Origin of the sequence: Arthrobacter sp. StoSoilB13, from assembly GCF_019977255.1 — a bacterium.
Lineage (GTDB): Bacteria > Actinomycetota > Actinomycetes > Actinomycetales > Micrococcaceae > Arthrobacter.
On the sequence record NZ_AP024649.1, the window covers coordinates 244,055 to 269,194 of the forward strand.

A 25,140-nucleotide genomic window follows, 5' to 3' on the forward strand; every position below is an offset into this window, starting at 1 on the left:
TAGGCGCATGACGACTCGAGCCAATGAACTCACCGCCCTGGTCACCGGTGCCACGGCCGGGCTCGGTGCGGAATTCGCGCGCCAGCTCGCCGAAGCCGGACACCACCTCGTCCTGGTAGCCCGCGATGAAGAACGCCTCAAGGAAAAGGCTGAGGAGTTCGAACGCGACTTTAGTATCTCGGCGGAGGTTCTGTCCGCCGACCTGACTACCGACGTCGGGGTTTCCTTGGTGGCTGACCGCTTGCGGGACGCGGCGCGACCCGTGGATGTCCTGGTCAACAACGCCGGAATCGGACTCTTGAAGTCGTTCGAGCAGAACGATGTGGAGGAAGAAAGGCGGCACCTACGCCTTCACGTTCAGACACCGATGGAGCTGTGCCACGCGGCGCTGGAAGTCATGCTGGCACGTGGCAAGGGCCGGATCATCAACGTTGCCAGCGTCGCAGCCTTCGCCAACAGGGGCACCTACTCGGCGGCCAAAGCCTGGCAGGTGACGTTCAGCCGTTGGGCGAATATTGCATATGTGAAGTCCGGCGTGCAGGTCACAGCGGTGTGCCCTGGTTTCACGCACACAGAATTCCACGACCGCATGGGCATGGATAAGTCCGTGGCGCCGAGATTCCTGTGGCTCACCGCCGAGCGCGTGGTGCGGGAAGGGCTGGAGGACAACGCCGCGGGCAAGGCTGTTTCCATCCCGACGCGTCGATACAAAGTGGTTAGCTTCTTTGCGCGTATCTTGCCGGCGAAGCTTACCTCCGGCCCGCCGCGCCGGCCCCTGCAGCCCTAGGAGCCGCAACCACTGGTGCCCTGACCAGCACCGCTACCGCGATTCCAACCACCGCTCCGACAAACGTCTCGACGGCCCGCTCCATCACCAGCACACCCGGATCCATGGGCGACGCCAGTTGGGCGATGAGCAGGACCACGGGCGTGAAGAACACCAAGGCCCAGCCGTAGTGCCGCGCCATGAACAGCTCAGTGGGGAACTGGCAAAGGACCACCACAATGGCCAGGACGATGGCAGCATGGCCGGGGAAATACTGCAGCGGTGACAACGGACTTGGGAAAAGTACGACGGCGACCACCGCCAACCCGAGGAACGTTCCCACGATGCGGTGGATGCCTCGGTGAACGCGGCTCGGGAGGTCCGCACCTGCCAAGGGTACGGCTGCTGCGGCCATGGCCCAATGCGGATGGCCGCTCCCACTCAGAACGCCACAAGCGCCGGCAGCACTGACAGCGAGAGTGTAGCGGGCCGCATGAACAAGGGCAGATTGCCGTAAGGGTCCGCGGAGGACGGGGACATCGCGGGCAGCGCCCGGCTCCCACCTTCGGTGCCGAAGCCAGCCAGCGAATCCGACCAGAATCGAGAACGCCGCCGAAGCTGCACCGATCAGCACCGCCGTCAGGAACGGAACGCTGGTGGGGACCGACGCGCACGCCCCCAGGGCGAGGATGCCGAAGAAAGGCCCGATCGGTTTAAGACGCACTGCGTCTGCATATAAGGAACCTGCGCCGGCAAAGAGCGTCGCCACCAGCACCAGCCACCAGGAATGGATGTGATTGACGGAAAGAAGCGTGCCGATCGTGAGCCCGCCAACCAGAACAAGTGCGGCTTGGGCTTGGTGTTTGAGCCGCAGTTGGTGGGTTTCGTTGCGTCCGTACATTCCGGTGAGCGCGCCGAACACCGCATACATCATGAGGTCCGGACGGCCCACGAGAATCAGGACCAGCCCCGGAACTGCGACACTGAGGGCCACCCGAACCGCCGACAGGCGGTCGTTGTTTGGCGGCCCCAGCCTGTGGAGCTCCCGGGCATGCGCCATGAATGCGGGCAGGGAAAACACCACCAATCATTCAAGGCTTATGGGTGAACTATCAGTATCGAAAAGTATCAGGAGGCCATGCTGGCCCGCCACAAGCCCGGTCACAACCCGTAGCAAGGCACTGGCAGTACCCCTTACGTCAGTGCCTCCCAAATGGCTTGGGAAGGTTGTTGACTGGATCAATCGAGTTATTCGAAGCAAAGGGAGGCATCATGCACACACGGACACTTGGGCAAGGCCTGGAGGTCTCCGCCATCGGGCTTGGCTGCATGGGCATGTCCCAAAGCTACGGCCCAAATCCGGGGGACCGGGCGGCGATGATCAAGGTGCTCCGCGAAGCAGTGGAGATCGGAATCAATTTCTTTGACACGGCCGAGGTGTACGGGCCGTTCGTCAACGAGGAACTCGTCGGCGAGGCGCTTGCTCCTATCAAGGACCAGGTAGTCATTGCCACGAAATTCGGCTGGCGGATCGAAGACGGCAAGTCCGTTGGGCTGGACAGTTCTCCTGAACGGATCAAACGTGTGGCGGACGAGTCGCTCCGCAGGCTTGGGGTGGAAACCCTGGACCTCTTTTATCAGCACCGTGTTGATCCCAACGTGCCCATCGAGGACGTCGCGGGAGCTGTGGGTGAGCTGGTCCAGGCCGGTAAAGTACGCCACTTCGGCCTGTCCGAGGCATCCGCCAGCACTATTCGCGCGGCCCACGCGGTCTTTCCCGTGACCGCTGTCCAGAGTGAATATTCGTTGTGGACACGGGATCCGGAACCGGAGGTGCTGCCCGCCCTCGCGGAACTCGGCATCGGCTTTGTCCCGTTCAGCCCACTCGGCAAGGGATTCCTCACGGGCACTGTGGATCCGTCCACCCAATTTTCGCCGGGTGACGTCCGAGGCACTATCCCTCGATTCACCGCAGAAAACCGGGCGGCCAACCAGGCACTGGTGGATCATGTGGCCGAACTCGCCGCCTCGAAAGGTGCATCACCCGGTCAGATCGCGCTGGCTTGGCTTCACGCGCAGCAGCCACGGATCGTCCCGATCCCGGGCACACGGCGTCGGGAACGACTTGATGAGAATGCTGACGCAACCAAGGTTGCGCTATCCGCTGATGAAGTTGCCGATCTGGATGCCATGGCCAGCCGGATCGGGGTGCAGGGCAACCGCTACAACGATCAACACATGGGCCTCGTGGGAAGGTGACAGCAACACTGAGCGCTGCCCGGCAGAGTCTGGGAAGATCAAGGTATGCCCGTAGCTTTCGTCTGCCGAACCCGCTCCGCCATGTCACCGCAGGAGTTGTTCGACCTCTCCCGAAACATCGACGCCCATGTGGGGTCGATGACCAAAAGCAGGGAAAAGGCCATAGGCGGCGTCACCACAGGCCTGATCTCCGAAGGCGAGCAGGTCACCTGGCAGGCGTGGCACCTCGGAGTCCGTTTCCGCATGACCAGCCGCATCACGCATATGGACGCACCGGCGTCGTTCACTGACGAGCAGGTGCGGGGCCCGTTCAAGTACCTCCGCCACACCCATGAGTTCCGGCAGGACGGCAGCGGGACGCTGATGGTGGACACCGTGGAGTTCGCTGCCCCGTTCGGGCCGCTGGGCCGCCTGCTGGAAAAGCTGGTTCTGGCCAGATACCTGCAGGACTTGATCGAAACCCGCAATGGGTTCCTCGTAGGACAGGCACCACCCGCACTGGATAAACGGTGATCCGGCTAGCTCGAACAGACGATCTCCCGCGTTTGCAGGACATCGAACGGGCTGCGGGGGAAGCCTTTCGGGGACTGGGCATGGATCAGATCGCGGACGACGAACCCTTCTCCTTGGACGAGATGAACGTCTACGTAGGTGCCGGGCGTGCCTGGGTGTGGGTTGATGGGCTGGACTACCCCTTGGCGTATCTATTGACGGACATTGTTGATGGCAACGCGCACGTGGAGCAAGTTAGCGTGCACCCGGATCAAGCGCATCAAGGACTCGGCCGCGAACTGCTGCATGCGGCAAGGGTGTGGGCAAGGGGGCATGGCATGCATCGCCAGACCCTGAGCACCTTTCGCGACGTGCCGTGGAATGCGCCGTACTACCGGAGGTTGGGGTTCCAAACGCTCGACGCCGGCAGCTGGGGTCCTGAGCTGGCCAGGCTCATGGAGCACGAAGCTGAGTTGGGGCTGACGCGTTGGCCTCGGGTCGCCATGTGGCGTCCTGTGGTTCCGCCGACGTAGCTACTATTCAGCCACCAACTCAACTTCATAACTGTCAGTGTTGATCAAATACGCCGCGTAGTGGTCCGGACCGCCGGCGTGCGGGTACTTCGACTCGAACATCTCGTACCACCCGGCGTCGGCACCGAGCGCGCGGATCCGGTCCACATTTTCCCGGGTGCCGGCATGGAAGGCCACATGATTGAGCCCGGGATCAGTGCGCCGGTGGGCCGTTCCGGTGATGGCATCCGTGCCTTCCACCACCACGTACGTGCCATTGAGCTTCCAGCTGTAGCCAGTGGGCCACTCCTGGAAAGGCTTGTAACCAAGCTCGCCTAAGAGCCAGCCCCACTCCTCCCGGGCTCGTTCAAGGTGCGGCACCCAGATCTCAAGGTGATGGATCGAACCCACAGTTGCGTCAGGCATGCGCCGAGTCTACGAGACTTGGCGTGGCAGCGTCAGGGATTCGACGGCGGCTTGAGCCGTACGCGGACAGCGGCGCCTGCACAGAGGATCACGGCGAGCCCGCCAACAGCGGTGGTCCACGTCATCGACTCTCCCAAAAGCAGGCTTGCCCACGCGATGGTCATGACCGGTTGGACCAGTTGGATCTGGCTGACCTGTGCCATGGGTCCGATCGCCAGGCCGTGGTACCAGGCGAAGAATCCGAGGAACATGCTCACAACTCCCAGGTAAGCGAAGGACAACCACTGAACTGGCGTAGCAGAGGGCGCTCCCGATCCCAGTGAAAGGACCGTCAGCAGCAGCATGACAGGAGAGGCGACAACCAGCGCCCACGAGATTGTCTGCCACGGGCCGAGTTCGCGCGCCAGCAGACCTCCTTCTGCATAGCCTATTGCTGCCGCAATCACGGCGCCGAGGAGCAGCAGGTCGGCCCAATGAAGCTGACCGAAACCGCCGGACTGAACCAGCGCGAAAACCAGCGCGGCGATAACACCTATGGCGGTCAGGACCCAGAACAGGAGCCGCGGACGTTCACGGCCCCGGATCACCGCTACCGTTGCCGTGGCCGCAGGCAGTAGCGCGATGACGATGGCTCCGTGGCTTGCGGTGGTGGATGTCAGTGCGAACGTTGTCAGCAAGGGGAAGCCCGCAACGATGCCACCGGCCACCACAATCAGTCGAACCCACTGGAAGCCCTGCGGAAAGCGTTGGCGGGTCAGGCCCAAGGCCAGTGCTGCAAGAATGGCCGCAACAACGGCCCTGCCTGCCCCAATGAACAGCGGAGATAGGCCTTCAACGGCAACCCGGGTGAAGGGCACCGTGAACGAGAATGCGACAACGCCAAGAAGGCCCCACCAGATGCCGGTCGACGTCCGCCTGGATACCACTGGCCTTGAAAGTGTAGTAGCGCTACTATTGTGACTCATGAATAACGATAGCAGTTCCCGGATTGTCTCGCGAGTAAAGGAATGGATCGCAGGGGCCGCGCCGGGAGCCAAACTGCCATCCACCCGTCAACTCGTGGCCGAATACCAGGCAAGTCCGGTGACGGTGCAGAAGGCGTTGAGGACCCTCACTGCCCAAGGCCTCATAGAAAGCCGCCCCGGCGTTGGCACCTTCGTGCGGGCATACCGCACCGCCAGGCCGTCCGATTATGGCTGGCAGACAGCGGCGCTCCGGGCCGCGCAAACGCCGCGCCTGCTTAATTCTGGCGCCATGCGCAGCGCTTCGAACGACGTCATCGCATTCCACTCCGGCTATCCGGACCGGGAACTCCTGCCGGAACGGCTCGTCCGGGCCGCGCTAACCAGGGCTGCCCGCGGGGACGCTGCGCTGTCGCGGCCACCCGCGCAGGGGCTTCCCGAACTGCAATCCTGGTTCGCCCACGAGCTCAGCACCTCAACGCCGGTTGGCGTCACGCCGCCCCAGCCGAGCGACGTCGTCGTGCTTCCCGGGAGCCAGAGCGGACTTAGCTCGATTTTTCGCGGGCTGGTGGGACACGGCCGGCCACTGCTGGTGGAGTCGCCCAGTTATTGGGGGGCGCTGCTGGCCGGTGGCCAAGCAGGCGTTCGGGTCATTCCGGTGCCGTCCGGTCCTGAGGGGCCGGATCCTGAGGAGCTGGGGAGGGCTTTCGAGGAGTCGGGAGCCCGGATGTTCTATGCCCAGCCCAACTTTGCCAACCCCACGGGTGCCCAATGGTCACCCGAGCGGTGCGAGGAGGTCCTCAGGATTGTGCGGCAGCACGGCGCCTTCCTTGTGGAGGACGACTGGGCCCATGACTTTGGCATCACCGCACAGTCCGTCCCGCTCGCCGCCCGGGACGATTCCGGCCACGTGGTGTACATCCGCTCGCTGACCAAAAGCGTCTCGCCGTCCATCCGCGTGGCAGCGATTATCGCCCGTGGGCCCGCGCGGGAACGCATCATGGGCGCGCAGGCCGCGGAGTCGATGTACGTCAGCGGGCTGCTCCAGGCTGCAGCGCTCGACGTCGTCACTCAGCCCGGCTGGCAAACGCACCTTCGAGGCCTGGGCCATCAGCTGCAGTCGCGCCGCGATCTGCTGGTCACCAGCCTCCGCGATCACGTGCCAGAGGCGCACCTCAGCCATCTGCCCAAAGGCGGCTTGAACCTGTGGCTGCGGATGCCGGACGGGTTCGACGTCGATCAGCTCACCAAGGATTGCGAAGCGGCCGGGGTCCTCATTGCCGCGGGAACGGAGTGGTTCCCTGCGGAGCCTGAAGGCCCGTACATACGGCTCAACTACGCCGGCCCCAATCCTGGCGGATTTCCGGAGGGCGCGCGGATTATTGGCATGGCTGTTAAGGGGTTGCTCGGATCCTGACCGATGCCGAGTCCCGTTGGCGGGCCGCTATTAAGTTGCCCGGCCGCTTTTACGTTGTTGGGCAACAACGCGGGAGCGGTCTGGGAACGGGGTTGGCGGCATGAACGCGTCCTAACAGCAGTAGCCACCAACCCAAGGAGAGCGCCTTGGCGTTGGTGGCTACTGTGGGCGGCGGGGCCGCGAACTATCGGAAAGCGCTGCTCAGAAGTTGCAGGCAAGTGTTCCCTAGGCGGGAGCCAGATCCTTGTCCCGGCGGCCGAACACGTCATCATCAATTGGCTGGCCGTCGAACGGCATCTCGTCCAGGTTGATGAGCGGGTTGGTGTCCTGTGTTGCTACGAGTTCGCGGGCCTCGGCCGTAGTGTCCACGCTGGGCATGGAGCCGGGCAGCGGACGTTGGGCTGATTCACGCAGGAAGTAGATGGCGATCGCACCCACGATGGACGTTGCCATCAAGTAGTAGGCAGGCATCATGTCGTCGCCGGTATCCTCAATGAGGCCCTGCACGATGAACGGGGTGGTTCCTCCGAAGATGGCCACCGAGAAGTTGTAGGCGATACCCATTCCGCCGTAGCGGCTGGACGTCGGGAACAGTGCCGGGAGGGCCGAGGCCAGGTTGGCGATGTAGAACGTCACAGGGAATGCGATCAGGGCAAGGCCTGCCAGTGTCGACCAGATATCGCCGATGCCGATCAGCATGAAGGCAGGAACGGAGAACACGATGGTGCTGCCCGCGCCGATCCACAGCACTGGACGGCGGCCGATGCGGTCGGACAACTTACCGGTAAGCGGGATACACAGTGCCATGATCACCAGGACCGGGATGGTCAACAGGGTGCCATGAACGGGATCGTAGCCCTTGGAATCCGTGAGGTATGTAGGCATGTATGAGGTCAGGGCGTAGCCAACAGTGTTGGCCGCCGCTGCGAGGATCATTGCCAGCACGATCTGGCGCCAGTAGGCCTTGATGATGCCAACCGGGCCCTTGGCGACGTTGGCATCTTGTGCCGCGGCGTCCTTGGCGATGGCTTCCTGGGCGTCCAAGGTGGCCTGGAACTGCGGGGATTCCTCGATCTTGCTACGGAAGTACACAGCGATCAGGCCGAGGGGGCCGGCGATCAGGAACGGAAGCCTCCAGCCCCATTCCTCCATGGCTGCCTGTCCGAGCGTGAGCTGCAGGACTGAAACAAGCGCGGCGCCGAGGGCGAAGCCGATGTAGCTGCCCATGTCCAGGAAGCTGGCGAAGAAGCCGCGGCGCTTGTCCGGGGCATATTCGCTCACGAAGGTTGTGGCTCCGGCGTATTCACCGCCGGTGGAGAAGCCCTGGACGAGCTTGAGGATTACCAGCAGCGCGGCGGCCCAGATGCCGATCTGCGCATAGCCGGGCAAAAGCCCGACGGCGAAAGTGCTTGCCGCCATCAGCATCAGTGTTGCTGCGAGCACCTTCTGGCGGCCCACTTTGTCGCCGAGCCAACCAAATACGACGCCGCCAAGCGGGCGGGCGATAAAGGTTGCGGCGAAGGTGCCGAGAAGGAAGAGTGTCTGGACGGACTTGTCCGCTTCCGGGAGGAAGACGGGGCCCATGGTGGTAATGAGGTAGCCGAACACGCCGACGTCGTACCATTCCATGGTGTTGCCGACGATCGTGCCGCCGAGTGCTTTCTTCAGCATCGGCTGGTCCACAACGTTCACGTCGGATTCCTTCAACCGGCGCTTCGTGAGGAGCTTCGTTTTCTTAGCGTTCTTAACAGTGGTGGAAGCGGCCGGGGTGTGGGCTGCTTCCGTGTTTCCGATGACGTTCCTTGCGCCATCCGGAGAGACGATCTTGCTTTGGTCTATGGGCATTTGGGCTTCTCCTAGGGAGGTCATTTGCTTGCGACTTCTGCTGCCCCGCTCTGGGCAGGTGTTCAATTTTACGGGGTTTGCCGCCCAAACCCCAGTTGAGATCCGATTTTTGGGCCGTTTTGGGATGCAAATTGCCTAGCTGTGTTGCATCTCATTACCTGCTTTTGCCCTGCAATGGCGCGGAAGCCGGCCATTTTTGCCCTCCCGGGCACGTTGTTACCAAATTGTTTAGCCAAGCCCACCAGATGAGGCGTAATGGGACGCAAAAGCTTACGGATTGCCTCCGGGCGCAGGAGCGGTTCCAAGCACCAGCGTTGCATCCAATTCCTTGTCAACGAGCACCCGTGCACCCAGCCCGCCCGCCTCCATGATCCTGGCAGTTTCGGACGCCTGGTCTTCCGAGGTTTCAATCAGGAGGCAACCTCCGGGCAACAACCACTCAGCAGCGTGCCGCGCAACCCGGCGCTGGACATCCAAACCGTCAGTACCGCCGTCGAGCGCCATCATCGGTTCGTGGAAGCGCGCCTCAGGCGGCATCATTCCGATGGAACCCGTGGGGACGTACGGCGCATTGGCGAGCACCACGTCCACACGTCCCCGGAGCTGGCGGGGGAGGGCGTCGTATAGATCGCCTTGGAAAACGCGCCCGCCACGGGGCTCCACGTTCTTGCGCGCGCAGCCCACCGCGGCCGGATCAATGTCAGCGGCGTACAGCTCGCAGCTCCCCAGAAGATCGCTGAGTGCCGCACCGATCGCCCCCGAGCCACAGCAAAGATCGACGACGACACCACCTGGCGGTGCGAATTTCGCCGCCTGGCGCACCAGGAACTCCGTGCGACGCCGTGGAACGAATACACCGGGTTCAACAACCATGCGGCTCCCGCAGAAGTCCACCCAACCGAGGATGTGTTCCAAGGGCCTTCCCCTGACGCGCTGGTCCACCATGTAGTCCAAATGGTCCGGACTCGTGGCGGCCTCAATGAGGAGTTGCGCTTCGTCCTCCGCGAAGACGCATCCGGCATGGCGGAGGGTGGTGGCGACGGACATTCTCCAGGTCACGGGTGCCATGCTAGCCGAGGGGTTCACAAAAGCGGCGATTCTTGGTTAGGGTATGACGCATGGGAACACTGATTTTTGAGTAGACCGGCATCTGCCCGCAGCGGCACAGCCGAGTTTCACCTGACAAAAATCCACGCCTGTTGAGGCCCTGCCTCCATGCCGTTCCCGTTGTCGACGCTATTTTCTCGAACCGCAACGCCATGGTTTGGTGCTTCTCCAGGACTCACACCTGAAGAGGAGTCCACTTTTATGACTGCCAATCCTTCCGAAAACAACACCCCTGAGCCCGCAGTATCGGGAAATGAGCCCGCGGCATCGGGAAGTCCGAAGTCCGCCTCCGGCGGCATCAAGTCCAAACTGACCGATGCCCAGAAGGCAATGCTCGCCAGCAAGTCCGGCGGCGGCGCTCCTGCTGGCTGGCAAAGCACGGGCAAGGGCCATAAGCCCACGTCCACCAGCGGCAAGCAGGCCAAGACGGAAAAGAAGGTCCGTTGGTGATTCCTGGATGCAGATAAATCCTGCAGACAACCATCGACGGCCCACCTAGTATTGAAATTCCTTCGTTTCACTGTGGAAAGGAAGAACCATGACTGCAAAGCATCAAGGTGAAAACATCGATCCCGAGGTTGCCAGCCACTTGGTGGAGGCCATGGACATGGCTCCCATGCCTGAGCCGGCAACTATCGACGTAACCCTGGGTTTGGACCAGGAGCAGCACTGGCCGGACGGTAGCGGCAAACGCCGGCACCCGAAGGACCGCGACCAAGCCCACGGACGAATGGGCCAGGGTGCGGCCGTGACGGCGATCCACCGGACCAGCCGCCCGCAGATGCCGCACTCCTCCTGAGCGTAGCCACCCAACCCAGCCAGCCCAACTAGGTAGCAGCACAGCGCGTTTAGGGCTCTCAAAACGCGCTCAAATGCGACCTAGTTGGGCGGGCTTACGTCTTCCGGGGACTTGTCAGGACGCCACCCACGCCACACGGGATGCCGTAGCCTGCCCGGGGCCGGTCCATTCTCCGAAGGTCACTTCGGCTACCAGCTCCGGATCTACCCAACGGGCACCTGCAGCATCCTCGCGCGGGATATCGGCGAACGGGGAATCGGGTATCAGGCGGGGCTCCAGTTTCTCCATGACATCCCTCAGCTGCCACTCCTTGAACCCGGTGCCCACCCGGCCCACGTAATGCAACTTCCCGCCCTGCGGAATGCCCAACAGCAACGAGCCAAAGGTCCCATTCCGGGCACCTGCGCCGGGTCGCCAGCCACCAACAACCACTTCCTGGCTCTGCTCCAGCTTGAGTTTGATCCACGAGCGGCTGCGCCTGCCTACCACGTAGCGGCTATCTGCTTTCTTCGCCATCACCCCTTCCAAGCCGAGTTCAGCCGCGCTTGCCATGAGGTCGTCGACGTCGTGGTCCAACACCGCCGAAAGGTGAAGCGGGCAGCCCGTGCGCAAGCCCCCGGCAAACGCGGCAAGCCGCTCCCGACGCTCACGGAAAGGAAGCCGGCTCAGATCCGTGCCGCCGTCGTACAACAAATCAAAGAGCATGAGCTGCACCGGGACCGAAGCGCGGGCTCGTTCGATGTCAGCGGTCTTCACCAGGTTCATCCGGAGCTGCAGACGGCCAAAATCAGGCCGCGAACCCTTTCCAAGTGCCACGATTTCACCGTCGGCCACGAAATCGCCGTCGGGCCAGCATGATCGGTCTGTTAGTTCGGGGTAGGTGGCAGTGAGATCGTTGCCGTTGCGGCTCATGAGACGGATCCTGCCCTCGGTGCCGGTGATGATGGCGCGGATTCCGTCCCATTTCAGTTCGTACAGCCAGTCCTCGCCGCGAAGGTCGGCGACGGTGCCGGACGTGGCAAGCATGGGAGTGTAGTTCGGCATTGGCTGGGGAGCGGCTGGCCTCGATGCCGCGACGGGGGCGACCTTGTTGGGAGAACTGGCAGTGCCCTTCCGAAGCCGTCCTCCGGGTTGGTCCTTCATCAAGTGGATAAGCCAACGGTCGCCCGTATTGATCAGTGCCAGACGTTTGGTCCCGTGCAGTCCACCTCCTGGCTGGCCCGTTAGCGTTGCGATCACTTCCTTGCCGTCCCGCCATTTCTCGCACGTGTACTCGCCACGGTCCCAAATAGTCATGGTCCCTGCACCATATTCACCTTTGGGAATGACGCCAGCGAAGTCCGCGTATTCCATCGGATGGTCTTCCGTATGCACGGCAAGGTTGTTCCGGTCGGGCGTCTCCGGAACGCCGCGCGGCAAAGCCCACGACGCAAGTACGCCGTTGTGCTCCAGCCGCAGATCCAGGTGGTAGCGGCGGGCATGGTGCTCCTGGATGACGAAGATCCCGCCGGGCGGTGCAGGGTCGCCGGGCTTCGGCTGGTCAGAGGAAGATCCTCCCGGCGTCGCCGAGGCAGAAGCAGCCGACGACGCCGGGAACGGCTCCGGGGTCTTCTCCGGATCGCGCATCCCCACATATTTGGCGAGACGGTTCTCCACGGTCACCACGCGCTCGCGGGAACCGGCCGAACCGCTGCGGGTTGCCGAACCGCTGCGGGTTCCGGCACCGTCGTCGTCATCCGTATACTCTCCGTGCGGCGGGAGATGCCGTGACGAGATAGGGGCGAAGTGGTCCTTGCCGGTCTTGACCCGCTTCATCACCGCCGTGTAATCAAGATGGTCCAGGGTGCTCGAGGAGAGTTCGCGCCACGTGCGCGGCGCCGCGACCGTTGGGTGGGCTTTACCGCGGAGTGAGTAAGGGACGATGGTGGTCTTGTTCCCGCTGTTCTGGCTCCAGTCCACCAACACTTTGCCGTGGCGGAGGGATTTCTTCATGTCGCTGACCACCAGCTCGGGATGGTCGGACTCAAGGGCACGCGCCAGCTCATGGGCGAAGGCGGATACTTGCTCGGACTTCAGGGTCCCCTCCAGCCCGGTATATAGATGGATTCCTTTGCTGCCGCTGGTCACTGGCACAGGTTCCATGCCCATGTCCTGCAGGATGGAGCGGGCAAGTTTGGCCACTTCAACGCACTCAGGCAGGCCTGCGCCGGGACCGGGGTCAAGATCCAGGACGAAGCGGTCGGGCCGGAGCGGATTACCCTCGGCGTCAACCTGCCATTGGGGGACGTGGATCTCCAGGGATGCTATCTGTGCCATCCATGTGAGCGTGGCGAGGTTGTTGACCATGGGGTAGACGTTGGTGTGGTCCGAGTGCTGGATGGCCGTGCGGGGGATCCACTTGGGCGCGGAGTCTTCGAGGTTCTTCTGAAAGAACACCTGTCCGGGGTGCTCGGCAGTGCCCACCCCGTTGACCCAGCGCTTGCGTGTGACGGGCCTGTTGGCGGCGGCAGGAATGAGGAAAGGCGCGACTGCGGCATAGTATTCCAGGACTTCGGCCTTGGTTGTCCCGGTCTCGGGGTAGATGATCTTGCCCAGGTTGGTGAGGGTCAGCTCGTGGCCTTCCACGTTCACCCGCTCCTGTTGCTTGCCTGCCACCTCTTCTCCTCTGCTGTCTTGTGCTGTTGACTGGGTGCATGAGGGCCATATGGAAGGGATCTATCGCGTTCGGTCTGGTCAACGTACCAGTGAAGCTTTACAGCGCCACGGAGGACCACGATATTGGCCTTCACCAAGTCCACAATAAGGACGGGGGACGCATCCGGTACCAGCGGAAGTGTGAAATTTGCGGCGAAGTTGTTGCTTACGAAGATATCGACAAGGCCTACGAAGAGGAAGGCCGCACAGTTGTTCTCACCGCGGCCGAATTGAAGTCCTTGCCGGAAGAGAACAGCCGCGAAATTGAGGTAGTGGAATTCATCCCTGCCGAGCAACTGGACCCGATCATGTACGAGCGCAGTTATTTCCTGGAGCCGGATTCCAAATCCCCCAAAGCCTATATGCTGCTGCGGCAGACACTTGAGGACACGGACAGGATTGCAATTGTCCAGTACGCCCTGCGGCAGAAGACACGGCTCGGAGCCTTGCGCGTACGCGGGGACGTACTCCTTCTGCAGGCCCTGCTCTGGGGCGATGAAGTACGGGAGGCCAAGTTCCCCTCGCTTGAGACGGACATCAAGATCTCCGATAAGGAACTGGAAATGTCCTCCGCCCTGGTGGATTCCATGGCCCACGACTTCGACCCCGAAGAATACACCGACGACTACCAGGTGCAGCTCCGAACGTTGATCGAGGCCAAGCTCGAAAAGGGCGAAGCACTGGATACGGAGGCCACGTTCGGCGTCACGGAAGGCGAAGGGGAAGGCGGCGACGTCATCGATCTCATGGAGGCGCTGAAACGGAGCTTGGACAAGAAACGCGGCAAGGAAAAAGCGGCCGACGACGACGCTGCCGCCAGCAAAACTGCCAGCAAGCCAAAGACGCGGGCCAAGAAAAAGGCGTGACCCGGCGTCGGGCTCCCAACTGGGTCGCAGCTGAGCGCGTTTAGGGCGCCCTAAACGCGCACAACTGCGACCCAGTTTGGGTGCGTTTGCGTCAGCCTTTGACTGAACCCGCCGTGAGTCCCTGGACGATGAACTTACTGGCGAAGGCGAAGATCACCAGCGTTGGAACCACCGTCAGAACCGCAGCGGCCGACATGGAACCCCAATCAATGTTGAAACTGGAGATAAAGCCGGCCAACGCCGTCGGAATGGTCTTGTTGCTGTCGCTGTTCATCAGGGTCACGGACAAGAACAATTCATTCCAGCAATTGACGAAGTTGAAGACGAAACTCGCTGCGATGCCGGGCAGCATCACGGGAACAATGACCCTGAAGAGCGCACTCAGCCTGGAGCAGCCGTCAATCATGGCGGCTTCCTCCAAAGCGTCAGGAACATTCTCGAAAAAGCCACGGAGCATGATGGTGCAGAACGGAATGCAGATCGCGATATAGATCAGGATCAGCCCGGTCTTGGAATCCACGAGTCCGAAGTCGGTCATCATGAGGTAGAGGGGACCCAGGGCAATAAATCCGGGAATCATCTGCGTCACCAGGAACGCCCCCAGCACGGCACCGCGTCCGGAGAAATGGAATCGCGCCAGAACGTAAGCGGAGAGCAGCGAAATCAGTGTTGCCACCGAGGCGGCTACCAGCGCAACCACCAGGCTGTTGAGCATGTACTGGCCAAAGTCGGACTTCGTGAAGAGCCCGATGTAGTTGTCCAAGGACAATTGCCGCGGCCAGTAATCCAGTGGCAGCGAATAGATGGCCCCCGGCTCCTTCAGGGACGTCACCACGATCCAGTACAACGGGAAAACGGTGGCGACCAGGCACAACCCCAGGAAAACAACCTTGGAAATCCTGCCTGCGAGCGTCGGAGTGTTGATCATCGGGCTCCCTTTCGAAAGCGGACAGCCATGAGATAGAAGGCAGCGAACAGCACCAGGGTGAGCACCACGATCAAGCCGAGCGCGGACGCTTTTCCGTAGTCACCCTCCTGCGTAATTTTGATCATGTAGGTGGTGATGATGTGGGTTTGATCGGCCGGTCCACCGCCGGTCATGGCAAAGATGATGTCCGGAAAGTTGAAGATCCAGATCACCCGTAAAAGGATGGTAAGTGCCAAAGTAGTTGCGATGCTCGGCAGCGTGATACTTAAGAACGTCCTAACCTTTCCGGCGCCATCCAAGGCAGCGGCCTCGTACATTTCGTCGGACACCGACTGCAGGGCGGCGAGGATCATGATGGCAAAGAACGTGACGCCGTACCAGATGTTGGCAATGATGATTGCCGTCATGGCGAAGCCGGGATCGGACAGCCACGGAATCGGCGAGCTAATGAGCCCCGCCTTCATCAACAGGTCATTGACCACTCCAAATTCGGCATTGAACATCCACCGGAAAAGCATCCCGATGAGGAAGCCGGATACAGCCCACGGGAAGAAGATCATCGCCTGGTAGGCTCCACGCATCCTGAACCGCCGCTTCAGGAACAGCGCCACCGCGAAACCAATCACCACTTGGGGAACCAGCGAGCCAACAACCCACACCACAGTGTTGCGGACGATTGTCCCGAATTCAGGAGCATCGAACAGGCTCTGGAAATTGGCAAAACCAACCCAGGATGTGTCCGAAAGGTCGTTCAGGTTCCAGTTCCGGAACGCCATCTGGCTCCCGGAGATCATGGGGTAGTACGTGAATACCCCTACGAACAAGGCGGCCGGTGCCAGGAAGGCCAGCAAGGTAAAAGCCGTACGGGCGCTGAACCGTCGTTTGGACAGAGTTCGATTACTGGGATCCGGCTTTTCGGTCTTCCGACCCAATGGTGGGGGTGTGGCCCGCTTGACGTCGAGACTCACCGGAAGCTATCCCTTCATCTTTTCGGTCCAATACGTGTCCCAGCTTGCCAGCAGCTCGGCCGTGGACATCTGCCCCGTGAGCACCCGCTGCAGTTCGCCGTCGGACTTCTTGATCCACTCCGTCCACCACGACACACTGCGGGGCTGGATCGCGGAGACGTACGTGGCCGGGTTCTCGGTCATCTTGACGTAGGCAGCCCAGGGACCGGTGCTGTAGAAGCTGTCCTGTGCTGCGGATTTCAGGATGGGGACGAGGCTGTTGTCCTTGCTGAAGGTGGTGGCGGCGTCTCCCTGCGCCAAGTACTTGATGAGCTTGACTGCCTCCGGCTTGGATTTTGACGACTCCGCGATACCCCAGCCAGCGGAGGCTACCGGCTGCACTGCTTTACCGTCCGGGCCCACCAGCAGGGGAGCAACGTTCCACTGGTCTTCCTTGATGGACTTCGATTCCTTGACCGTGGCGATGACCTCCGGGTCCTGCAGCAGGAAGGCTGTGGAGCCGTTGCTGAAGCCCTGGACCATCTCCGGGTAGCCCCATGCCACGGACGACGGCGGTGATCCCTTCTTGAAGAGGTCGATGTAGAGGTCCATCGCCTCCTGGGGCCTTGGGGGACGAGAAGATCGTTTTGCCACTCGTGAGCTTGAAGGCGTTCTCACGGTCGATCTCGTCAGCTACATAGGCCTCAATGATGGCCACGGCGTTGGAGTTTGCATTGGTGCCCCCGCGGAACGCATATCCGAACTTGTTCTCAGATGGCTTGTTCAGGGCTGCGGCCTGTTCCGCCATCTCTGACCAGCTGCTGGGAGGACCGTCGAACCCGGCGTCCTTGACGAGGTCGGAGCGGTAGAACAGGGAAAGACCGTAGAAGCCGTAAGGGATGTAGTAGGTTTTGCCGTTCTGCTTGGAGTACGTGACCGCGTTTTCCGTCAGGTTGTTCCAGCCATCCCAGCCGTCCAGGTCCTTGGTCATGTCATAGAGCCAATTGTTGGCTCCGAAGGATCCCACCGTGATGTCACGCGCTTCCACGACGTCGATCCCCTTGCCGGACTGGAGCATCTGTTGGATCTTCTGATCAGCCTGATCGGTGGGAGGCGAAATGAGGTCGACTTTGATGTCCGGGTTTTCACGCTCGAAGCCTGAAATCAGCTTCTTCAGGGTCTCTGTCCTGGTGGGATTGGTCAAGCTCTCCACCATCTTCAAGGTGACTTTGCCATCGGCAGCATTCTGGCCGCCGCCGCATCCGGCAAGTGCAAGAACAGCCGCCAGGCCTGCTGCAGCAGACGCCATTATTCTGGATTTCACGTGGGTCCTCCGTTGATTTGGTTGAGGTGGGCAATCCGTGCGCCGGTTGCGCGGCGCAGGTGGTGCTGTCTAGAGGGATCGGGCGAGCCGCACAAGTTCAGGTACGGCTTTCGCGGCGAAAATCTCGAAGTCCGTGGGCGAGTTATAGAGGTGGGCGGAAAGTCGCAGGAAGCCCTCACCGTCATAGGTGGTCACCGCTGTTTCGATGTCCAACTCGTCCGAGATGAAAGCCCGCACAGTGTGCGAATCCTCGTGCGAAGTGGCAAGGCCATGCGGCAAGCGGATCAAGCGCAGCGGCCCAACCGGCATGCCGACGTCTACTGTGTGGTCCTGCCCTGTGAAGTCGGCAAAGGCATGGCCAATAAGGGACTCGCCGTAGTCGCAGAGGGCATTGGCGTAGCTGCGAAAAGTTCCCCAGCCGTACCGTTGCGCGATGGTGTCGAACGACGTGCGTGCGGCCATCCAGGACGTAACATCCTGGGTTCCGACGTGATCGAAGTTCTCCGGGAAGCTGTGGGGAAAGCCCCACGAGTCAATGAGCGGGGTTAGCTTGCTGGCATGTGCACCACGGGCGACGAGGGCGGCCGTACCCCTCGGAGCGCAAGCAAACTTGTGCAGATTGCCAACCCAGAACCCGTCAAAGTCGGGCACGGGCGATTCCAGGATCCCCGGCGCATGCGCTCCGTCCACGAGCACGGGAATACCCATGGCAGATGCTGCCTCGGCGATGGCCTCTACGGGAAATGCCCGGGCTGTTGCCGAGGTGATTTGGTCCACGACGATTAGGGCCGTCTTGTTGCTGACTTCTGCCATGACAAGGGCGATTGCGGTCACGGCATCCGCATCCAGCGGCACTTCCGCGATTCGGACCCGAGCGCCGTGTCTCCGGGCCACCCGGTAAGCCCCGTGCAGTACGGCTCCGTAGGCGTGGTTCGTCATCACGATTTCTGAGCCAGGTGCAAACTCCAGTGAGTTATAAACGGCACTGACCCCGGCGCTGGCATTCTGGACCAGTGCCATATGCGCGGCATCGACGCCGAGGAATGCGGCAACTTCCGTACGCGCTGCCGCCACCGCGTCGTACTGCCCCATGAACCACGTACAAGGGTTTGCTTCCATGCGGGCCCTTGAGCTCCAGCTGGAATTCCTGCGCCGCGCGAGGAACGGAACCGTATGAGCCGTGATTCAGGTGGACCTTGGTGGGAGTGAGGCTCCAGTCGGAGGAGGAAGGCTCGCCGTCCGGTGTCATCATGGGACGGGGAGCCGTGAGGTTGCTGGCTGTGTACACAGAGGCCTTCTTGCTCGGAGAGGCGGGACTGTCTGTAAGTTACCTCACACGTTCGGCCAAGACAACAGACAACTTTCCAAAGACATAAGATGACTTTCCGCAAATCCGCGAATCTATGCGCAAAACAGCCACGACTTGCAGTAAGAGATAAGATGTCTTGCAATGTGAAGTCTGACAAGATGTCATATCACTACACACCTGCGCAGGTGCTGTAGCGTGGACCGAGTCTGGAGGAGGCGGCTAATTGAGTGCAGTAGAAACGGCCATGCAGGGCCTGCGAAACAAGATCGCCTCCGGCGAACTGCTGCCCGGGCAGAAATGCCCTCCCGAAGCGGAGCTGTGCGCCCAGCTTGGAGTCTCACGGAGCTCCCTGCGGGAAGCTGTCCGCGCCATGTCAGCACTCGGAATCATGGAGTCGCGGCACGGTTCAGGGACCTATATCTCCTCTTTGGAACCCACGGTCATCCTTCAGAACTTCGCGCTGCTGGTCGACTTGCTTCCCTTGGACGGCCTTTTGGAGCTCTTCGAGATCCGACGATTGATGGAGTCGCACGCTGCTTCCGCAGCCGCCGCAAATGCAACACCTGCCGCCTTGGCTACCCTGACGGCACTGGTGGCCGGCATGGAAAGCACGGACGACCCTTCCGAATATTCTGAACTGGACTCGCAGTTCCACGAGGAAATCTGCCGGGCCAGCGGTAACGCCACTCTGGCCGGCTTAGTTCGCCTTTTCCGCTCGCGTGGGGGCCACTTCCATATTTTCGACGGCGACGAGGGCACCACTGTTCGTGAGGGGAGCACGGCCGGCCACGCTGCGATCCTGGAGGCGATTGCCCAGCGAAACCCCACTTTGGCTGCGACTGCGATGGCAGCACACATTGCGCAGACTGAAACCTGGCTCAAAAGGTTACGGCCCGCCCCGCGGCTCACCGACTAATACGGCTCACCGACTAATGAGGAAGCAGCGTCGGCCCGTGATAATGAACGGCCTACACTGTTTTCTTGTTGAATATCAGTGGTTCCGCAGCATTGAAATGATCTCGGACTTCTTCTTGCCGGAGTATCCCTTGATTCCGAGTTCCTTGGCGCGGGACTTCAGTTTGTCCACGGTCCAATCGTCGTAGTCGCCGGACTTGCCTCCCTTGCGGCCTACTTCCTTGCGTCCCTGTTTGGCCGCAGCATTGGATACGCGGGCCGCTTTTTCCTTGGACGCGCCCTCGTCGCGGAGTTCTTCATATAGCTTCGGGTCCTTCAGACTCGAATTCTTCTTTCCAGGCATGGTGCGCTTCCTTTCGCGTATTGATGTGCCTTTTGCTCACGGTGCATTTCCGCTCTTGCCGTTCCCGTTTTGCAGGGCCCGCCGCTGCAGCCATATGGGCATGCCCACAACGAGTAGCAGCAGGACCAGGACGATGAAGCCACCGGCAATCAGGGCTGCTGTTCGGCCGGCGGTGACATCGAAGACCAGGGTGGCCGAACCCACAATCAGGATGGCTACGCCGCCCAAGGCCCATTTGGTGATGGCATCGGCGCTGGAGACGAGAGTGGCTTTGAGTCCCCGGCGGAAAAGGCGGCGATGCACGCTGACCGGAAGAAGGATCAAAGCAGTTGTCAGGGGCCGCTGCCATGACATTGAAGAGGTAGAGTCCGCGTTGCCACTCGTCCAGGTGCTCAAAGCGCGCTTGGAAGGGCAAGGTCAGCAGGAAGCCTCCCAGGATCTGGACGCCGGTCTGGAGCACCCGCAGTTCCTGGATCAGCTCCATCCAGTTGCGGTCCATCCGTTCTTCAACGGATTCGTTCCTGCCGGTCCTGGGAACCTGCTCCGGCTCTACCATTCGTACACCTCCAGATAGCTATTGGTGGACGCCGACACTACACCGGACTACGGTCGAACTGTCAGCATTCCTCGAACAATTTTTGGGGCCTCAAAGGATTTCCAAGGAGGAAGAAATGAGTCAGGACGAACACCGCGTTGACCCTGAAGACGCTGCCGGCGGCTATGGCACACCAACGCCTGAGCAGGAACTGCCAGGACAGGGATCGGAGCGTGAAACACCCGAGCGGCCATCGCCGGGTACGCCTCCCGGACCGGGGGAGCCACCTGAGGGCAGGCCCACTCCGGAAGACCCGGACACTTCTCCTGTTCCGGAGTCGCCGGACGAATTCCCTACTCCGCGGGATCCTGACGTGGCACCTCCTCCCAGTACGGGCGGGTAAAACACTGCGTTTCATGCGAACATGGCGGCTAAAGCGCCCGTTCCGGAGCCTGTATCCGGGTGCCGGATGCGCCGGAGGACTGCCCCTGCTTGCAGTTCGCCTGCAGTGGGACAGTCCTCACGTTCCGCGGTATTCATCGGCAGGCCGACCAAAGTCCTTGGCCGGTGCGGGTCATTGTCGCGGTGCGCGCTCTATACCGTGTGTCCCCTGCGGCCCGACATGAAGCTGAGCAACCAGCCGATAGCTGCGATAACGAGGAGGACCACGCCTACCCACAGCAGCCAGTTCAGGGCCTGCGAGAAGCCGCCCACCAAGAGAAGGACAATTGCAACTACACCAGCAATGATCAGAAGCGTGTTCATGGTCAGCACATTCCTTTCTGGGGGAATCCGCAAAGAATCTTTGGATTCCTGACTATGCATTCCTATTTACTTCTACGGTTACTTGGGAGCGTTCCACCGCCTCCAAGTACTTTTTATCTCTACCACTTCCGGCCCTCACCGAGGGGTGAAGTTCGCCAGATGTGAACAGCAACACTCTTCATTGTACTACTAAGCAACCTTATGAAAGAGTTATTGAAGTCGCCACTTGATGAATGACCCACATCGAAGGAATTCGACACCAGGGTTTTTCGCTTGCACCGACCGTCCAAGGAGAGGAAAACATGAAAGCGTCACAGCAGCTTGCAGACAACCTTCAAATCGTCCTGACAGACCTGATCGAGCTACAGCTCCAGGGCAAGCAGGCGCACTGGAACATCGTCGGTCCGAACTTCCGTGACCTCCACCTCCAGCTGGACGAACTCGTTGCGGCCACCCGTCAATTCGCGGATGACACCGCCGAACGGATGAGGGCCCTTCACGCCTTGCCCGATGGCCGGAGCGGGACCATCTCCGCCGGCACCCGCCTTGAAGAGTTCCCCGGCGGGCTGGTCAACACCAAGAACGCAGTCAAGCTGGTCACCGAGCGTGTGGAGCGGACCGTCCAGACCATGCGGGACGTCCATGACGAGGTGGACGAAGAAGATCCCACAACAGCGGACCTGCTGCACGAATTCATCGCCCGCCTGGAGCAGCTTGTATGGATGATCAACGCCGAGGTCATGAGCGCGGGAGCCGCAGTCACGGATCCCGACGAAGCCTAGCCCACCCCTGAACTCGATCACTGAAAATGCCAAGGCTTCGGCGAAGTGACCTTTCCAAGCCCGGTATTGAACGCCGCAGGGCCGGCAAAGGGTTCAGTTACAGGTATCCCGACGGGAGCCTGGTAAGCCAAGAGGATCGCCAGCGCATTAATGCGCTGGCGATCCCGCCTGCGTGGACCGAGGTGTGGATCAGTCCCGACATCAATGGACACATCCAAGCCACGGGGGTGGACGCGGCGGGTCGAAGCCAATACATCTACCACCCTCGGTGGCGCGAACGTAAAGACACCGAGAAGTTCCAGCGGGCCACGGAATTGGGCTCGGTGCTTCCTGGCGTGCGCAGGACTGTCACACTGCACTTGAAAGACACCTTGTCTCCCAGGCAGCAGACCCTGGCCGCAGCCGTGCGTCTCATGGATCTGGGCGCTCTCCGCGTGGGCTCTGAAAGCTACATGCGTCAGAACGGCTCCTACGGACTCACCACGCTCAGGTGCCGGCACGCGAGAATCAAGGACAATGCCGTGGGCCTGAAGTTCCCGGGCAAGAGCGGGCAGTGGTGGGACATCTCCATCCAGGATCCCGCGCTGGCAGCTTTCCTGGAGCCGCTGGCCCGCCGGCCCCGGCAAGGAACGCTTGCTGGCCTACCGGTCCGATGGTTCATGGGTTTCGGTGGACGCTGCCATGATCAACGAGTACCTCCGCGGAATAGCCGGAGCGGCCTACACCTCCAAGGATTTCCGTACCTGGAAGGGGACCGCGGCGGCAGCCCTCTCCTTGTTGAAGTCCGAAGGCACCATGACGCGGCCCCAGGCTTTGGTGAAGGCCATGAAGGACGCTGCCCAACTGCTGGGCAACACCCCCACCGTGGCGCGAACTTCCTACGTGGATCCCAGGATCGTGGAGGCCTATCTGTCCGGGGAATTGCAGGACGTGAAGCCCACTGAGGCCTCGATTGCAGCCTTCCTCATTGGCAAGCAGAGCCAGGGCATTCCGGTCCAGGACACAAAAAAGGCCTGAAGCCACCCAAATCCGGGTGTCTTCAGGTCTTTTCCGTGTCGCTGAGGGGTTTAGCGGTCCTACTCGGCGTCGTGGTCCGTTTCGAGGATCTTCACCAGGCTGTCCAGGGCTGCTTCTGCCCCTTCGCCTTCGGCACGCAGCACTACGACGTCGCCGTGGGAGGCGCCCAGGCTCATGAGGGACAGGATGCTCGCTGCGTCCATGGCGTCATCGGCAGGCTCGCCTTCGCGGGCGATGGTGACCTCGAGGTCAAGGTCGCCTGCGGCTTCAGCGAAGATGGCTGCCGGGCGGGCGTGGAGGCCGACGCGGCTTGCGATGGTGGCGGTACGTTCAGGCATTGGTGCTCCTTTGATGTGGGTGGTTGTGGGGAAGTCTAGAGGCCGAGCTCGTTCAGGATGGGAAGCTGGGCCCGGACCGCGCTGCGTGCCGCGGCTGCGTTGGGGGCCGTCAAGGCAATCGCTGCCAGCTGTTGCGCCTGGGCAACAGTCACAGTGGCAAGCACGGTCGCGACGGCGGCAAGCGCCCGGGCACTCATCGACAGCGTCGCCACGCCAAGTCCAACGAGTACGACGGCGAGGGCCGGGTCCGCTGCTGCCTCACCGCAGACGCCAACCGGCTTGGCCGTGCCGCTTTCGCCGCTGACCTGCGCGGCGCCGTCGGCCGTTAGCTTGACCAGCTGCAGAACTGCAGGCTGCCACGGATCGTTCAGGGTGGCGAGCGGCCCAAGCTGGCGGTCTGCTGCCATGGCGTACTGCGTGAGATCGTTGGTGCCAAGGGACGCGAAGCTCACTTCGCGCAGAATAGTGGCGGCGGTCAGCGCTGCCGACGGAACCTCCACCATGACACCCGGGGTTTTGAGCCCGGCGGCGGAGCAAAGCGTGGCGAACCGCGCGGCCTCGTCCGCCGTCGAGATCATGGGCGCCATGACCCAGACCTCGGCGTTGTTGGCTGCTTCGGCGGCGGCGATGGCCTCGAGCTGCCGTTCAAGGACACCGGGGGACGTGAGGTCCGTACGGTATCCGCGGACACCGAGTGCGGGGTTCGGTTCGTCGGCGTTGGTGAGGAACGGCAGCGGCTTGTCCGCGCCCGCGTCCAGGGTCCTGACCACAACTTTCTTACCCGGGAAGGCTGCGAAGACGGCTCCGTAAGCCGCGATCTGTTCCTCCACAGTGGGTTCGTCGTCGCGATCCAGGAAGCAGAATTCCGTTCGCAGAAGTCCAACGCCCTCGGCGCCGGCGTCGGCCGCTTTGACCGCATCCGCACCCGTGCCAACGTTTGCCAACAACGGCACCCGGAAACCGTCGGCCATTGTGTTGTTCCCGCTGAAGGCCGCCAGCGTGGAAGCCTGGGTGGCCCACGCCTTGGCAGCCAACCGCAGTTCTTCACCGGGCTCAACTGTGATGGTGCCTGCGGCGCCGTCCACATAGACCTCGGTGCCATCCGCAATCTCGTCCACGCCCAGCGCGGCTACAACGGCGGGCAAGCCGAGAGCACGGGCAAGGATGGCTGTATGCGACTGCGGCCCGCCGCTGGAGGTAATCAGCGCGACTACCTTGGATGGGTCCAGCGTGGCAGTATCAGCGGGTGCCAGGTCCTCAGCCGCCAGGATGAACGGTACATCGGAGGCAGGGATCCCGGGTGCCGGCAGGCCCCGGAGCTCAGACACTATGCGTGCCCGGACGTCGAGGACGTCCGCCACGCGCTCGGCCATGTACCCTCCCAGGCCCTTGAGGGTCTCAGCCACCGTTCCACCAGCCTCCCAGATTGCACGTTCAGCAGTCCGTGCACCACCTGGAGCCTCAGGAGACAACAGCTTGATGGCCGATTTCACCAGCATGGGGTCGGCGGCCATCAAAGCCGTTGCTTCCAGGACTTCCTTGCCTTCTCCGTTGGCCGTAGCCGCACGGGCCCTCAGTTCAGCCTGAACCGCCTTGGCAGCGTCCTTGATGCGCTGCCCCTGCGATTCAACCGTGACGTCGGCAGGAATGTTGACGTTCGGGTGCGGCTCCTGGATCGGTTTCGGCATCTGCTTTACCGGTGCCAGGACGCGCCCGGGAGCTACGCCTACGCCTGAGAAGGTCTGCATGTATCTGGTCCTCTGATTGCTTGGGTGCTGTTGGGCTGACGGGT

At 61.7% G+C, this 25,140-nt stretch carries 23 protein-coding genes and 4 pseudogenes; 12 read left to right on the plus strand and 15 right to left on the minus strand.

All coding sequences use genetic code 11. The features are described from left to right. Positions 1 to 7: 7 nt before the first annotated feature. Complete coding sequence (locus tag LDP01_RS19650) at positions 8 to 787, plus strand: SDR family NAD(P)-dependent oxidoreductase (RefSeq protein ID WP_224094748.1); 780 nt, start codon at positions 8 to 10, stop codon at positions 785 to 787. Here LDP01_RS19650 and LDP01_RS19655 read toward each other — a convergent pair. Further along, positions 750 to 1,826 carry an FUSC family protein gene (locus LDP01_RS19655; protein WP_527249111.1) on the minus strand — a complete coding sequence of 359 codons (1,077 nt, stop codon included), beginning with the start codon at positions 1,824 to 1,826 and terminating at the stop codon, positions 750 to 752. The genes LDP01_RS19650 and LDP01_RS19655 overlap by 38 nt on opposite strands. A 212-nt stretch (positions 1,827 to 2,038) precedes the next feature. Between LDP01_RS19655 and LDP01_RS19660 the strand changes: the two genes are divergently transcribed. The 3 genes from LDP01_RS19660 to LDP01_RS19670 are packed head-to-tail and all read left to right on the plus strand — an operon-like array spanning position 2,039 to position 4,050. Continuing rightward, a complete protein-coding gene (locus LDP01_RS19660; protein WP_224094750.1) occupies positions 2,039 to 3,025 on the plus strand; it encodes an aldo/keto reductase in 987 nt (328 codons plus the stop codon). 45 nt (positions 3,026 to 3,070) lie between these two features. Next, complete coding sequence (locus LDP01_RS19665) at positions 3,071 to 3,538, plus strand: SRPBCC family protein (RefSeq protein WP_224094752.1); 468 nt, start codon at positions 3,071 to 3,073, stop codon at positions 3,536 to 3,538. Then, positions 3,535 to 4,050 carry a GNAT family N-acetyltransferase gene (locus tag LDP01_RS19670; protein WP_224094754.1) on the plus strand — a complete coding sequence of 172 codons (516 nt, stop codon included), beginning with the start codon at positions 3,535 to 3,537 and terminating at the stop codon, positions 4,048 to 4,050. Before LDP01_RS19665 ends, LDP01_RS19670 begins: the two co-directional genes overlap by 4 nt. A gap of 3 nt (positions 4,051 to 4,053) precedes the next feature. Here the strand turns inward: LDP01_RS19670 and LDP01_RS19675 are convergent, their stop codons facing one another. Then, positions 4,054 to 4,455: a VOC family protein gene (locus LDP01_RS19675; RefSeq protein ID WP_224094756.1), complete on the minus strand. Its 402-nt coding sequence runs from the start codon at positions 4,453 to 4,455 to the stop codon at positions 4,054 to 4,056. A gap of 32 nt (positions 4,456 to 4,487) precedes the next feature. Beyond that, positions 4,488 to 5,420, minus strand: coding sequence for a DMT family transporter (locus tag LDP01_RS19680; protein ID WP_224094758.1), 933 nt, complete (start codon positions 5,418 to 5,420; stop codon positions 4,488 to 4,490). Here LDP01_RS19680 and LDP01_RS19685 point away from each other — a divergent pair. After that, entirely contained in the window at positions 5,419 to 6,834 is a 1,416-nt protein-coding gene (locus LDP01_RS19685) for an aminotransferase-like domain-containing protein (protein WP_224094760.1), read from the plus strand. The genes LDP01_RS19680 and LDP01_RS19685 overlap by 2 nt on opposite strands. A gap of 225 nt (positions 6,835 to 7,059) precedes the next feature. On the opposite strand, the gene LDP01_RS19690 is transcribed toward LDP01_RS19685, so the two are convergent. Both LDP01_RS19690 and LDP01_RS19695 read right to left on the minus strand, forming a co-directional pair. Then, entirely contained in the window at positions 7,060 to 8,679 is a 1,620-nt protein-coding gene (locus LDP01_RS19690) for an MFS transporter (RefSeq protein ID WP_224094762.1), read from the minus strand. 270 nt (positions 8,680 to 8,949) lie between these two features. Next, entirely contained in the window at positions 8,950 to 9,747 is a 798-nt protein-coding gene (locus tag LDP01_RS19695) for a putative protein N(5)-glutamine methyltransferase (RefSeq protein ID WP_224094764.1), read from the minus strand. 240 nt (positions 9,748 to 9,987) lie between these two features. Here LDP01_RS19695 and LDP01_RS19700 point away from each other — a divergent pair, with 240 nt between their 5' ends. Both LDP01_RS19700 and LDP01_RS19705 read left to right on the plus strand, forming a co-directional pair. Further along, a complete protein-coding gene (locus LDP01_RS19700; protein ID WP_224094766.1) occupies positions 9,988 to 10,236 on the plus strand; it encodes a hypothetical protein in 249 nt (82 codons plus the stop codon). Positions 10,237 to 10,324: 88 nt separating this feature from the next. Further along, the gene (locus tag LDP01_RS19705; RefSeq protein WP_224094768.1) at positions 10,325 to 10,585 is read left to right on the plus strand and encodes a hypothetical protein; all 261 of its coding nucleotides are present in this window, start codon (positions 10,325 to 10,327) and stop codon (positions 10,583 to 10,585) included. An 80-nt stretch (positions 10,586 to 10,665) separates the two neighbouring features. Here the strand turns inward: LDP01_RS19705 and LDP01_RS19710 are convergent. Next, positions 10,666 to 13,240, minus strand: a pseudogene (locus LDP01_RS19710) (ATP-dependent DNA ligase). A 38-nt stretch (positions 13,241 to 13,278) separates the two neighbouring features. Between LDP01_RS19710 and ku the strand changes: the two are divergent. Next, positions 13,279 to 14,145: a non-homologous end joining protein Ku gene (gene ku / locus LDP01_RS19715; protein WP_224094770.1), complete on the plus strand. Its 867-nt coding sequence runs from the start codon at positions 13,279 to 13,281 to the stop codon at positions 14,143 to 14,145. Positions 14,146 to 14,236: 91 nt separating this feature from the next. Here the strand turns inward: ku and LDP01_RS19720 are convergent, their stop codons facing one another. From LDP01_RS19720 to LDP01_RS19735, 4 genes and pseudogenes are all read right to left on the minus strand, one after another. Then, complete coding sequence (locus tag LDP01_RS19720) at positions 14,237 to 15,073, minus strand: carbohydrate ABC transporter permease (protein WP_224094772.1); 837 nt, start codon at positions 15,071 to 15,073, stop codon at positions 14,237 to 14,239. After that, entirely contained in the window at positions 15,070 to 16,041 is a 972-nt protein-coding gene (locus LDP01_RS19725) for a carbohydrate ABC transporter permease (RefSeq protein WP_224094774.1), read from the minus strand. Before LDP01_RS19725 ends, LDP01_RS19720 begins: the two co-directional genes overlap by 4 nt. Before the next feature lie 6 nt (positions 16,042 to 16,047). Then, positions 16,048 to 17,329: pseudogene (locus LDP01_RS19730) on the minus strand (ABC transporter substrate-binding protein). An 84-nt stretch (positions 17,330 to 17,413) separates the two neighbouring features. Continuing rightward, entirely contained in the window at positions 17,414 to 18,463 is a 1,050-nt protein-coding gene (locus LDP01_RS19735) for an aminotransferase class V-fold PLP-dependent enzyme (protein ID WP_346658947.1), read from the minus strand. Between the two features lie 413 nt (positions 18,464 to 18,876). Here LDP01_RS19735 and LDP01_RS19740 point away from each other — a divergent pair, with 413 nt between their 5' ends. Continuing rightward, entirely contained in the window at positions 18,877 to 19,569 is a 693-nt protein-coding gene (locus LDP01_RS19740) for a FadR/GntR family transcriptional regulator (protein WP_224094777.1), read from the plus strand. A gap of 75 nt (positions 19,570 to 19,644) precedes the next feature. Here the strand turns inward: LDP01_RS19740 and LDP01_RS19745 are convergent, their stop codons facing one another. Further along, positions 19,645 to 19,911, minus strand: a complete 267-nt coding sequence (locus LDP01_RS19745; RefSeq protein ID WP_224094779.1) for a DUF7218 family protein — start codon at positions 19,909 to 19,911, stop codon at positions 19,645 to 19,647. A 36-nt stretch (positions 19,912 to 19,947) separates the two neighbouring features. Beyond that, positions 19,948 to 20,467: pseudogene (locus LDP01_RS19750) on the minus strand (DUF6328 family protein). 115 nt (positions 20,468 to 20,582) lie between these two features. Between LDP01_RS19750 and LDP01_RS19755 the strand changes: the two are divergent. After that, entirely contained in the window at positions 20,583 to 20,849 is a 267-nt protein-coding gene (locus LDP01_RS19755) for a hypothetical protein (protein WP_224094781.1), read from the plus strand. Between the two features lie 191 nt (positions 20,850 to 21,040). On the opposite strand, the gene LDP01_RS19760 is transcribed toward LDP01_RS19755, so the two are convergent. Then, positions 21,041 to 21,211, minus strand: coding sequence for a hypothetical protein (locus tag LDP01_RS19760; protein WP_018778938.1), 171 nt, complete (start codon positions 21,209 to 21,211; stop codon positions 21,041 to 21,043). Between the two features lie 302 nt (positions 21,212 to 21,513). On the opposite strand from LDP01_RS19760, the gene LDP01_RS19765 reads away from it, so the two are divergent. Next, positions 21,514 to 21,993 (plus strand): Dps family protein, encoded by a 480-nt coding sequence (locus tag LDP01_RS19765; protein WP_224094784.1) that lies wholly within the window; start codon positions 21,514 to 21,516, stop codon positions 21,991 to 21,993. A 26-nt stretch (positions 21,994 to 22,019) separates the two neighbouring features. Then, positions 22,020 to 23,010, plus strand: a pseudogene (locus LDP01_RS24015) (DNA topoisomerase IB). Between the two features lie 59 nt (positions 23,011 to 23,069). Here LDP01_RS24015 and LDP01_RS19775 read toward each other — a convergent pair. Together LDP01_RS19775 and ptsP are read right to left on the minus strand one after the other, a co-directional pair. After that, positions 23,070 to 23,348 (minus strand): HPr family phosphocarrier protein, encoded by a 279-nt coding sequence (locus LDP01_RS19775; protein ID WP_223935423.1) that lies wholly within the window; start codon positions 23,346 to 23,348, stop codon positions 23,070 to 23,072. Positions 23,349 to 23,383: 35 nt separating this feature from the next. Further along, positions 23,384 to 25,096: a phosphoenolpyruvate--protein phosphotransferase gene (ptsP, locus tag LDP01_RS19780; protein ID WP_224094786.1), complete on the minus strand. Its 1,713-nt coding sequence runs from the start codon at positions 25,094 to 25,096 to the stop codon at positions 23,384 to 23,386. Between the last annotated feature and the right edge of the window lie 44 nt (positions 25,097 to 25,140).